We start from the raw sequence: 12,267 nt of genomic DNA on the forward strand, positions 1-12,267 counted from the left end.
TGACTATTGGACGGGTTTGTGATAAACTATAATTAGTGAGGTGGAGTGTAGTGGCTAAAACATTAATCGAAATTAAGCAAGGTCTTGAATGTCATGTTGGAAAAAGGTTGAAATTAAAGGCTAACGGCGGAAGAAGAAAGACGATTATTCGGTCAGGAATTCTGGCAGAAACATATCCTTCCGTTTTTATCGTTGAGCTTGACCAAGACGAGAATGCATTCGAACGTGTTTCGTACAGCTATGCAGACATATTAACAGAGACGGTTGAATTAAATTTTTTAGATGGAAATAAAGCATTGGTAATGGAACAGTAGACATTTGTCTACTGTTTTTTTGCTTTTAGTATGTGTTCAAAAAGAGGATAAAATAACAAAGGATTCATTTTCACTGGACTTTTTAAACAGAAAGCTAAGATTATTGCCCTCATACGTTATAAATATTTCCTTTTTTACATACATCTGACTGGAGTTTATAAAGGGAATCGGCATAAACTAATATTGTCGTAAAGAAAGCTCAAACAGAAAGGGGTTGTTCTTTCATGGGTAGACGCCGAGGGATCATGTCAGACCATTTGAAGGAAGAGATTGCCAAAGAGTTAGGGTTTTACGACACGGTACAACAAGAAGGCTGGGGTGGCATCAAGTCAAGGGATGCCGGTAATATGGTGAAACGAGCAATTGAAATAGCCCAAGAAAGTATGCAAAAAGGCAAATCCTAACGGGTTTGCCTTTTTTTATCCATTTTACCCTGAAGTTGATATTCTGCCATAGCACAATTTGGCTCACAAGCCCGGTGAATAGCTTCGTGTATTCCCAATTCGTTCGCCGAAGATATGTCGTAGTTTATAGACTTTGTGGCAATTGGGAAGGATAAACTGTAGTTCTAACTTCCTAAAAACAGCTTTGTTTTATAATAACGGTTAGGGGAATTGGAATAATTACATGCATGTATTTAATTATTTCCCATCGTTAACAACACGCGGGTCGCCTATGTTTTTTTATTATGTTACAATTACTTATATTTTCTTAGAACGTGACAAGGTGGTGATAACAATGACTATATTAGAGAAAGCCCCAGCGAAGATTAATCTGTCTCTTGATGTTTTAAGAAAAAGAGATGATGGATATCATGATGTGGAAATGATTATGACTTCCGTTGATTTGGCTGATCGTATTGAACTAGAACGAATAGATGAAGATAAAATTGAGATTTCCTTAGAAAGCAGATATGTACCGAATGATGAACGGAATTTAGCTTATAAAGCGGCACAGGTTTTTAAAGCTGCTTATTGTATTTCGGAAGGTGTCCATATCAGGATTGACAAATCGATACCAGTATCAGCTGGTCTCGGTGGCGGCAGCGCAGATGCAGCAGCGGTGTTGCGGGGGCTTAACAGACTATGGTCATTGGATATCCCACTTAAAGAATTAGCAGATCTAGGCTCTACCATCGGTGCAGACGTAGCTTTCTGTGTATATGGGAATACAGCAATAGCAAGAGGTTATGGTGAAAAAATAGAAAAATTACCATCCCCACCTCCCTGCTGGATTATTTTAGCCAAACCAGACATTGGTGTTTCTACACGGACTATTTTTGGGCAAATCAATGTGGAAACAATCGCACATCCAGATACACCTACGATTCTTGAGGCATTAAGGGAAAAGGATTTCAATAAACTATCTAAAAACATTGGAAATTCACTTGAAGATATTACGTTTGCATTACATCCAGAAGTAATGCAGATTAAAGAGGCAATGATACATGCTGGTGCCGCTGGGGTGCTTATGAGTGGTAGCGGACCGACTGTTTATGGTTTAGTCGAACACCAGGGGAAAGCAACCCGCATCTATAATGGCATGCGTGGGTTTTGTGATGAAGTATATCTTGTTCGTTTATTAGGATAAGCGTTGCCAAAACGCGTATAATAATGGTATATTACTTATTAAATATACGGTTTTGGGGTGTAGTAATGAAAAGAAGCAATCGACTGGTTATATTAACTGATTTTTTCCTGGAATATCCAAGAAAACATATACAATTGCCATATTTTGTATCACTTTGTGAGACAACGAAGTCTTCTATTAGTGAAGATTTGGATATTATAAATGATGTTTTTCAAAAACAGGGTATGGGCTACTTGCAACGTACTACAGGTGCGAGTGGTGGAGTTAAGTATATACCTGAGTACTCTCATAAAAAGAGTATGCAATTCATTGATGAATTAAAAAATAAACTCGAAGATCCCGCCCGGATTTTACCTGGTGGGTATCTTTATATGAGTGATTTACTGGGTGATCCGACAATAGTAAGAGAAATCGGCCGTGTTTTTGCATCTGCCTTTTCCAAGATGGATATCGATGTTATTGTCACGGTTGCAACTAAAGGAATTCCATTGGCATATGCGGTTGCCTCTTTCCTGAATGTTCCTGTTGTCATTGCCAGAAGAGATCCGAAAGTAACGGAGGGATCCTCTGTAAGTATTAACTATGTCTCGGGTTCGTCACGGAAAATACAAACGATGGTATTGCCCAAGCGCAGCCTTGAAGAAGGTGCCAATGTCTGTATTATTGATGATTTCATGAAAGCAGGTGGCACCATTACAGGTATGGTCAATCTGCTTGCTGAATTTGATGCGCATGTACAAGCAATAGGGGTACTTGTCGAAGCGGATGATGAAGAAGAAGAACGTGTCGTAAATAGCTATACTTCCTTAGTGAAAATAACTAACGTAGATATTAGACATCATAATATTGAAATACAAGCAGGTAATTATGTGGAGAATCACATCAACTAATTTCTTAATTTTGATTGATTAATTGTTAACCTTTCTTTTTGAACTTACATGTTATTTAAAATATTTAATTTTTTTCGTATTTCAAGCAGGAATTTAAGGTTGTTTTGTTGAAATAGTTTAGTGTAAGTTCAAATGGGAAAAGGTGGTGAGACATCATGGAAGTAACTGACGTTAGATTACGCCGCGTTAATACAGAGGGCAGAATGCGAGCTATTGCATCTATTACGTTGGATCAGGAGTTTGTTGTCCATGATATACGCGTAATTGACGGTAATAATGGATTATTTGTGGCGATGCCGTCAAAAAGAACTCCAGACGGGGAATTTCGGGATATAGCACATCCAATTAATTCAGGAACAAGGTCAAAGATCCAAGATGCCGTTTTAGAAGAATACCGTCGTGTAGGTGAAAGTGATAGTGAAGGTGAAATTAAATACGAAGAGGCCGGTGCTTCTTAATAGGGACAGTCATGATTAATCAAGGGGGTCGAACCTGTAACAGGTTGACCTTCTTTTTTGTATTTCCGTATAGATTTTTTTATCTGCCCCGTAGTGGAGGTAAACTTCGAAGTAACTTCTATCCTTGTTAAATCTTATCTATAAACTCATAAAAAGTGACGTAACTGCTGGCTGATATACAAAGACGTGTGCTATTGTTGCCGTCCAGGATCGCTCTGGGCGGATGCGCGCAGTGTATTTCCCTGAGCGGTTGCCGAAGTTTATCTTACGTTTTAGAAATGCTGCGAAGATTAAAAGATCTACTATTCTTTTCAGTGGGACGAGTAACCGTAGTTTTGATATTCCAAGAAGTTCCAAAAATTCTTTATTTATTTGTCCTCCATTGCTGTCCTTGTTGAAATAGTATGGTTTTTACGATATATTTTAAAGTGGATAATTAGAATTGATGGAGGTTTCCTTATGACGAATCGTTATGCTGTCATTCTAGCGGCAGGGCAAGGAACTAGAATGAAGTCTAAGCTTTATAAAGTATTGCATCCTGTTGCTGGACGTGCAATGGTGCAACATGTAATAGATCAATTAAATACAGTGAAATTAGATAAAATGGTAACTATCGTCGGATTTGGTGCAGAGAAGGTGAAGGAGCAAATTGGCCAGGAAAGTGAATTTGTAATCCAGCAAGAACAATTGGGAACAGGACATGCTGTTTTACAGGCAGAGGAATTATTGAAAGATAAAAAGGGTACTACCATTGTTGCTTGTGGAGATACGCCGCTCATTAAAGGAGAAACATATCAGGCACTATTCCGTCATCACGAAGAATCGGGCGCAGGGACAACGATTTTGACCGCGAAAACGGATAAACCTGCGGGATATGGCAGAGTTATTCGAAATGAAACGAATGAAGTAGAACGAATTGTTGAACATAAGGATGCGAGTGAAAGTGAACTGCTTGTAGGCGAAATTAATACTGGTACGTATTGCTTTAATAACCAGGCTCTCTTTGCGGCATTACAGGAAGTTTCTAATGATAATGTACAGGGAGAATATTATTTGCCTGATGTCATTGAAATTATGCGAAATCAAGGTGAAAAGGTTAGTGCCTTCTTAACATCCGACTTTGAAGAGACGTTGGGAGTTAATGATCGTGTTGCATTGGCTGAAGCTGAAAAAACGATGAAAAAACGTATTAACGAGAAGCATATGCGTAATGGGGTATCGATTATTGATCCTGATCACACGTATATCGAACCTGATGTGGTGATTGAGTCGGATGTTATTATTTACCCGGGGACTATTTTAAAAGGGAAAACCATCATTAAAACGAATGCTGAAATCGGGCCAAACAGTGAAATCACAAATTGCTCGATTGGAGAAGCTACCATTGTTAAACAAAGTGTGGCAAATGACAGTAAAATTGGTGACCGTGTAAATATTGGTCCATTCGCACATATTAGACCTGATTCGGTGATAGGTAATGATGCTAAATTAGGTAACTTTGTAGAAATAAAGAAAACAGAACTTGGCGATAACAGTAAAGTTTCTCACTTAAGTTATATTGGTGATGCAGAAGTAGGAACCAATGTAAACATTGGTTGTGGTACAATTACTGTTAATTATGATGGAGCGAATAAATTCTTGACCACCATTGAAGATAACGCATTTATCGGTTGTAATTCAAACCTGATTGCCCCAGTGAAAATCGGTAAGGGATCGTACGTTGCGGCTGGTTCCACTATTACGGATGATGTTCCTGAAGATGCATTGTCTGTCGCTAGAGCTAGGCAAACGAATAAAGAGGACTATGTTACAAATTTAAAAAGTCGAAAAAAAGATTAACGGAGGTATATTTCATGACATCTAGATACAAAGATCCATCGTTAAAGGTCTTCACATTAAATTCTAATCCTAAGTTAGCGGAGGAGATTGCAGCTCATATCGGGACAACACTGGGGGAATGTACAGTATCAAGTTTTAGTGATGGGGAAGTACAGATTAATATTGAAGAAAGTATACGCGGTAGCGAAGTATATGTCGTTCAATCCACATCTGCTCCAGTTAACCAGCATCTGATGGAATTACTTATTATGATTGATGCTCTAAAACGCGCATCAGCAAAATCAATTAACATTGTTATGCCGTATTATGGCTATGCTAGACAGGATAGAAAGGCAAGGTCACGCGAACCAATTGCAGCTAAATTGGTAGCTGATTTAATTGAAACTGCAGGAGCTGACCGAATGATAACACTCGATTTACATGCTCCACAGATTCAAGGGTTCTTTAATATTCCGATTGATCACTTACAAGGTGTTCCAATTTTATCTAGTCACTTTGAAGATAAAAACTTGGAGGATGTCATTGTCGTATCGCCTGATCATGGTGGTGTGACGCGTGCACGTAAAATGGCCGATCGCTTGAAGGCACCTATCGGAATCATCGATAAGCGTAGACCGCGTCCGAATGTAGCTGAAATCATGAACATTATTGGTAATATTGAAGGAAAAACAGCTATTTTAATTGATGATATTATTGACACGGCAGGAACAATTACGCTTGCAGCGAATGCTTTAATTGAAAATGGAGCGAAAGAAGTATATGCTTGTTGTACACATCCAGTACTTTCAGGTCCGGCAATTGAGCGTATTAATAATTCTCAAATTAAAGAGCTTGTTATATCAAATAGCATACCGCTTCCGGAAGAAAAACAGAGCAATAAAATCACGGCTCTCTCCGTAGCACCTTTAATCGGGGAAGCGATTATCCGCGTGCATGAAATGAAATCCGTTAGTGTCTTATTCGATTGATTGTTTAGATAGACCAATTTTCGGGTAATAATTATATTGATCTATTACATGCTCTACGATAAACATATGTAATGAATAGATAAAATACTTAACTGTTCGAAGAGATGTTTTTAAAAATTTGGAGGGTGATTAATATGTCAACGAAATTAACAGCAACGAAAAGGGAAAATCTTAAGAAGTCAGCAACGAAAGAAATTAGATTAGACGGAAAGATTCCGGCAGTTGTCTATGGAAAAGATAAAGAAACGAAGAGTGTTGCAGTAGATAATGTTGAATTACTTAAAACTGTTCGGGATGAAGGAAGAAACGCAATTATTACATTGGATGTCGAAAACGATAGTACAGTGGATGTTATGCTTCATGAATATCAAATCGATCCAATTAAGGATCAATTAATCCATGCAGACTTTTATGTCGTTAATATGTCCGAAGAAATGGATGTAGCTGTCACACTTCATTTAGAAGGAGAGGCACAAGGCTCAAAAGCTGGTGGTGTTTTACAGCAACCATTATACGAAATTCAAGTAAGAGCAAAACCTGGCAATATTCCAGAAGTAATTACAGTAGATGTTACGAAGTTAGATATTGGAGATACGCTTACTATTGCTGATCTACCAACAGAAAGATCATATGAAATTCTGGATGAGCAGGACATAACAATTGCTACCGTTGTTCCATCAACTACAGAAGAAGATCTTGAAACAGATAATGATGAGAATGCTGAGCCAGAACTTGTAGGCTCTAAAGATAATAAAGAAGAAAAATAAGACTAAAAGCGTAAACTCTGGTAACTTATTATAAACAACGAATTACCCTCCATTAAGAATATTGCTTCTTAGTAGGAGGGGTTGTTGTTTTTTAAATATTACGAAATTAAAAGGAAGAGCCAAATGAAATGTATTGTAGGATTAGGCAATCCAGGAAATAAATATAAACAGACACGGCATAATATTGGTTTTATGGTTATTGATGAACTTTTGGAACGCAACCATTGGAGCTTAAACAAATCAAAGTTTAAGGGCGATTACTCCATGGAAATGTTTGAAGGTGAGAAAGTAATACTGCTAAAACCTCAAACCTATATGAACCTTTCTGGTGAATCCATTCGTCCGTTAATGGATTATTATAATGTAGATCTGGAAGATGTCCTTGTTATTTATGATGATCTCGATTTATCGACAGGAAAAATACGGCTTCGCCAAAAGGGTGGCCATGGCGGTCATAATGGAGTGAGGTCGACAATTGACCAACTTGGTACCAAGGAATTTAAACGTATTCGATTGGGTGTCGGTAGACCAATATCACCGATTCCAGTAGTTGACTATGTATTGGGGTCTTTTCCGAAAGAAGAGCATGAGGATGTAATCATCAGTATTAAAAATGCTGCAGATGCAAGTATATCCTGGCTTGAAGGAAAGTCATTCATTGAAGTGATGAATGAATATAATAATTGATACATATGCTTATTATGTATAATATGCCATCAACCGGATAAACTTTTAATAAGATGTTCAAAAAGTCCGGTAAAAAACAACTTCTTAGTTTTTTTATCTTCCTTCCTGAACATTATTTTGGTAGAAAGATATTCGAGGTGGTTGATGATGTCAATTATTTATAACTGTAGACACTGTGGGCATACAATTGGAAAACTGGAGCAAAAGGTGATTGAAACATCTATGCTTGGTTTCGAGCAGCTAAATAAAAAAGAATTGGAAGAAATGATCCATTATGAAAGTAATGGTGATATTCAAATACATACAATTTGTGAGAACTGTGAGCAAGCCTTAGGCCAGCATCCTAACTATCACGAGTTGGATTTTTTTATACAATAACATAAGTGGCAGAAGCTTTGGTTCAGTAAACCAAAGCGTTTTTGCGCTTATATATGCATGTTAAGAGGGGTAGAACGATGAGGGGCATTAATAACTATCTAAAAACGAAAGAAGATATCCATTCGATTTTAAGTGGAATTACTGGGGGAATGAATGAACAGCTTATAGCAGGGCTTTCTGGCTCTGCAAGAAGTATGCTTGTTTCGGTCATTAATCAATCAATTAATCGACCTGTTCTACTAGTAACACATCAACTGGTACAAGCACAACAGCTCTATGATGATCTATCCGAGTTCATGGACGAAGAAAACGTATATTTATACCCGGTAAATGAGTTAATAGCTTCTGAAGTCTCTATATCCAGTCCGGAACTAAGGGCACAACGGATCGAAGCGCTGACAGAATGGTCTCAGAATAAAACAGGCATATTAATCGCTCCTATTGCAGCATTGAAACGAATTTTGCCTCCGAAAAGTTATTGGGCAAATTATCAGCTGCGTTTTATAAATGGAGAAGATATTCCGATCGATACCTACCTAACGTCTCTAATCGATATGGGATATGAACATGCTTCTATGGTTACCAGTCCTGGGGAGTTCAGCCGTCGTGGAGGAATTATTGATATCTACCCAATTACAGAACAGCACCCAATACGTATTGAATTATTTGATGAAGAAATCGATTCGATACGCTATTTTGATGCTGAAACACAGCGGTCGCTGAATAAGGTAGAAGAAGTGACTATCGGTCCGGCTACAGAATTACTTTTAACGGATGAAGATATCATAGCAGCTTCAACAAGATTGGAAGATGCACTTGCTGCAACACTTAAAAAAATGAAAGCCACAGATGCAAAAGAACAACTAGTGGAAGTAATGGAACACGATATTAGCCGTTTTAGAAACTTAGAACGATTTTCAGAAATGTATAAATATATCGGTTACCTCTATTCAAAACCTGCTAGTTTAATAGATTATCTGCCATCAGATGGTCTTATTATTCTGGATGAGATGAGCAGAATTCAAGAAACGGCTACAAACCTTGATACAGAAGAAGCGGAATGGTACAGCAGTTTACTTGATTCAGGCCAGATGGTAAGAGATAGTAAATTCTCATTGGATTGGAATACAGTTCTCGATATAATGAAACAGCAACGTATTTATATGTCTGTATTCCTAAGACATATTCCGAATACCCAACCAGAAAATATTATTAATCTATCGTCAAGAGTCATGCAGGAATTCCATGGACAAATGCATTTATTTAAAAATGAGTTAAAACGTTGGGAAAAGGGGGATTTCTCTGTTTTAATTCTTGCTCCAACCAAAAAGCGGGCAGACAAAATCCACTCTATTTTAGCAGATTATGATATTGAATCTACGGTGACTAAGAATTTGAATCTACCGGTAGATATACCGACGATTGCAATTGGTAACATTACAAACGGTATAGAGCTTCCAATGCACAAATTAGCTGTCGTAACTGAAAATGAATTATTCAAAAAGAGGGCAAAACGCCCAAGAAGGCAACAAAAGGTTTCTAACGCAGAACGTATAAAAAGCTACCAAGAATTAAAAATTGGCGACTATGTTGTCCATGCTAATCACGGGGTTGGTAAATATCTGGGGATTGAGACACTGGCAGTAAATGATTTGCATAAAGATTATATGCTGATTAGATATTCTGGTGATGATAAATTATTTGTTCCAATTGATCAAATTGACCTTGTTCAAAAATTTGTCGGTTCAGAAGGCAAGGAACCGAAATTATACAAGCTTGGTGGATCTGAATGGACAAAGGTTAAAAGAAAGGTACAATCTTCTGTTGAAGACATAGCAGATGAATTGATTAAGCTATATGCAGAAAGAGAAGCGAGAAAGGGTTTTGCCTTTTCTGAAGACACCGAGATGCAGCGCGAATTTGAGGCATCCTTTCCATACCAGGAAACAGAAGACCAGATTCGTTGTATTGAAGAGATTAAACACGATATGGAAAGAGAAAGACCGATGGATCGCCTGCTTTGTGGAGATGTAGGTTACGGTAAGACTGAGGTTGCCATTCGAGCGGCATTTAAAGCGATAGCAGATGGTAAGCAGGTTGCCTTATTAGTTCCAACAACAATATTAGCACAACAGCATTTTGAAACTATTCAGGAGCGTTTCCAGGACCATGCGATTACGATTGGTCTTCTTAGCCGGTTCCGAACGAAGAAGCAACAAACCGAAACACTTAACGGGTTAAGGAAGGGAACTGTCGATATTGTTATAGGAACACATAGAATATTATCCAAAGATGTAGAGTACCGGGATCTTGGGCTACTGATTGTGGATGAGGAACAGCGATTTGGGGTTAAGCATAAAGAAAAAATTAAAAAGTTAAAAACAAATGTTGATGTGTTGACCCTAACAGCGACACCTATACCAAGAACCCTTCACATGTCCATGCTTGGGGTTCGTGATTTGTCCGTGATTGAAACGCCACCAGAAAATCGTTTTCCAATTCAGACATATGTTATGGAATACAATCCAATTTTTGTTCGTGAGGCAATTGAACGGGAGATGGCGCGAGGTGGCCAAGTGTTTTTCCTTCACAACCGAGTGGAGAATATCGATAAAGTTGCCAGTGATCTTGGCATGCTAGTAGATAATGCAAGAATTGGTGTTGCCCACGGACAAATGAATGAAACGGAATTGGAAAGTGTCATTTTTGGATTTTTGGAGGGCGAGTATGATGTCCTTGTCAGTACGACAATCATTGAGACGGGTGTCGATATTCCCAATGTAAATACCTTGATTATAAACAATGCAGATCGGATGGGATTAAGTCAGCTTTATCAATTAAGGGGACGTGTAGGACGTTCAAATCGTGTTGCATATGCTTATTTTACCTATCAAAAGGACAAAGTACTTACAGAGGTTGCTGAAAAGCGCTTACAGGCGATTAAAGAGTTTACAGAGCTTGGTTCAGGATTTAAGATAGCGATGCGTGACCTTTCCATCCGTGGTGCAGGTAATCTGTTGGGATCCCAGCAACATGGATTCATCGATTCCGTTGGTTATGATATGTATTCACAAATGCTGATGGATGCAATTGAGGCACGTAAAGCAGGTAAAGATCTTGAAGAAGTTGTGCCATTTGAGCCTGAGCTCACACTGACTCTTGATGCATATATTCCGGATGAATATATTAACGATGAGAAGCAGAAAATTGATATTTATAAACAATTTCAAGGGATGACCCTTACCGAAGATATCGAAGAACTAAAGGATGAATTAATTGACCGTTTTGGTGATTATCCGAAAGAGGTAGAAAATCTATTTATCGTATCCTCTCTAAAGATTCATGCGAAAAAGCAACGTGTGGAATCCATTACGGAACGAAATAAGAAAATTGTGCTGCTTATTGATGACAGTCGTAGCCAGCAAATTGATGGTTCGAAGCTCTTTGAATTGGCAAATACCTTTGGGCGCAATGTCGGGTTGGGGACAGAAAATAACAACCTAAAAATTGTGTTCAGTTGGTCCAAAGAAACAGAACACAGCAAATATGATGTTGTTGAAAAGTTTATTAAGAAATTAAGTGACGTTAATCGGGACAAGTAAACAAATACGACATCACATGCTTCTGGACTTTTGAACAACCTTTAAAAATAAAATATTCCATGGAATGTATAGTTATTTCTGGATGATTTATACTAAAACCACACCTGGTGATTTTTACACGTTAAGTAAAGGAACGGATAAAATGGTAATCATCATTAGAAAGTGAGGCAGCTTAGAGATGAAAGCAACAGGAATAGTACGTCGAATTGATGATCTAGGCAGAGTTGTTGTTCCAAAAGAAATCAGGAGAACGTTACGTATTCGTGAAGGAGATCCATTAGAAATATTTGTTGATAGAGCAGGGGAAATTATTCTGAAGAAATATTCCCCAATAAGTGAGTTAGGGCATTTCGCGAAAGAATATGCTGAAGCACTGTTTAACTCTTTGCAATCACCTGTAATTATAAGTGACCGGGATGAGGTTATTGCTATTGCGGGTGAATCAAAAAAGGATTATTTAAATAAAAATATTGCTGCTCCATTAACAAAAGTGATAGAAAGTAGATCACAACTATTTGAAGTGGATCCGGTAACAATGGAAATAATCGAAGGTCAGGAACAGGAAATAAATTCCTATTGTATCAGTCCCATTATTGCAAATGGAGATCCTATCGGGTGTGTGATGATCTTCTCTAAAGAAGAAAAAATCGGAAAAGTAGAACAAAAAAGTGCAGAAACAGCTGCAGTATTTTTAGCTAAACAGATGGAATAGTACTTAATGAACGTGTCTGTCTCAGGAGTTCAACTCCTTTGAGGCAGATTTTTTTGGATTTA

12 protein-coding genes are annotated in these 12,267 nt (G+C 37.9%); all 12 read left to right on the forward strand.

Translation table 11 applies throughout. The features are described from left to right. The first annotated feature begins 50 nt into the window (after positions 1-50). Entirely contained in the window at positions 51-314 is a 264-nt protein-coding gene (veg, locus tag BV906_RS12850) for a biofilm formation stimulator Veg (RefSeq protein ID WP_087974027.1), read from the forward strand. 224 nt (positions 315-538) lie between these two features. Continuing rightward, positions 539-718, forward strand: coding sequence for a small, acid-soluble spore protein, alpha/beta type (locus tag BV906_RS12855; protein WP_087974028.1), 180 nt, complete (start codon positions 539-541; stop codon positions 716-718). Positions 719-1,052: 334 nt separating this feature from the next. Further along, positions 1,053-1,904: a 4-(cytidine 5'-diphospho)-2-C-methyl-D-erythritol kinase gene (gene ispE, locus BV906_RS12860; protein WP_087974029.1), complete on the forward strand. Its 852-nt coding sequence runs from the start codon at positions 1,053-1,055 to the stop codon at positions 1,902-1,904. Between the two features lie 65 nt (positions 1,905-1,969). Next, positions 1,970-2,794, forward strand: coding sequence for a pur operon repressor (gene purR, locus BV906_RS12865; RefSeq protein WP_087974030.1), 825 nt, complete (start codon positions 1,970-1,972; stop codon positions 2,792-2,794). A 155-nt stretch (positions 2,795-2,949) separates the two neighbouring features. Then, a complete protein-coding gene (gene spoVG / locus BV906_RS12870) occupies positions 2,950-3,252 on the forward strand; it encodes a septation regulator SpoVG (RefSeq protein ID WP_087974031.1) in 303 nt (100 codons plus the stop codon). Between the two features lie 459 nt (positions 3,253-3,711). Then, on the forward strand, positions 3,712-5,091 hold the full coding sequence (glmU, locus tag BV906_RS12875; protein WP_087974032.1) for a bifunctional UDP-N-acetylglucosamine diphosphorylase/glucosamine-1-phosphate N-acetyltransferase GlmU: 1,380 nt from the start codon (positions 3,712-3,714) through the stop codon (positions 5,089-5,091). A gap of 14 nt (positions 5,092-5,105) precedes the next feature. Beyond that, a complete protein-coding gene (locus BV906_RS12880) occupies positions 5,106-6,059 on the forward strand; it encodes a ribose-phosphate diphosphokinase (RefSeq protein WP_087974033.1) in 954 nt (317 codons plus the stop codon). 134 nt (positions 6,060-6,193) lie between these two features. Next, positions 6,194-6,826, forward strand: coding sequence for a 50S ribosomal protein L25/general stress protein Ctc (locus tag BV906_RS12885; protein WP_087974034.1), 633 nt, complete (start codon positions 6,194-6,196; stop codon positions 6,824-6,826). A 123-nt stretch (positions 6,827-6,949) separates the two neighbouring features. Beyond that, complete coding sequence (gene pth / locus BV906_RS12890) at positions 6,950-7,513, forward strand: aminoacyl-tRNA hydrolase (RefSeq protein ID WP_087974087.1); 564 nt, start codon at positions 6,950-6,952, stop codon at positions 7,511-7,513. A gap of 147 nt (positions 7,514-7,660) precedes the next feature. After that, on the forward strand, positions 7,661-7,891 hold the full coding sequence (gene fin / locus BV906_RS12895; protein WP_087974035.1) for an anti-sigma-F factor Fin: 231 nt from the start codon (positions 7,661-7,663) through the stop codon (positions 7,889-7,891). 77 nt (positions 7,892-7,968) lie between these two features. Continuing rightward, a complete protein-coding gene (gene mfd, locus BV906_RS12900) occupies positions 7,969-11,493 on the forward strand; it encodes a transcription-repair coupling factor (RefSeq protein ID WP_087974036.1) in 3,525 nt (1,174 codons plus the stop codon). A 178-nt stretch (positions 11,494-11,671) separates the two neighbouring features. Then, positions 11,672-12,205: a stage V sporulation protein T gene (gene spoVT, locus BV906_RS12905; protein ID WP_087974037.1), complete on the forward strand. Its 534-nt coding sequence runs from the start codon at positions 11,672-11,674 to the stop codon at positions 12,203-12,205. Positions 12,206-12,267 lie beyond the last annotated feature (62 nt).

It is taken from the genome of Oceanobacillus rekensis, from assembly GCF_002153375.1.
Lineage (GTDB): Bacteria > Bacillota > Bacilli > Bacillales > Amphibacillaceae > Oceanobacillus > Oceanobacillus rekensis.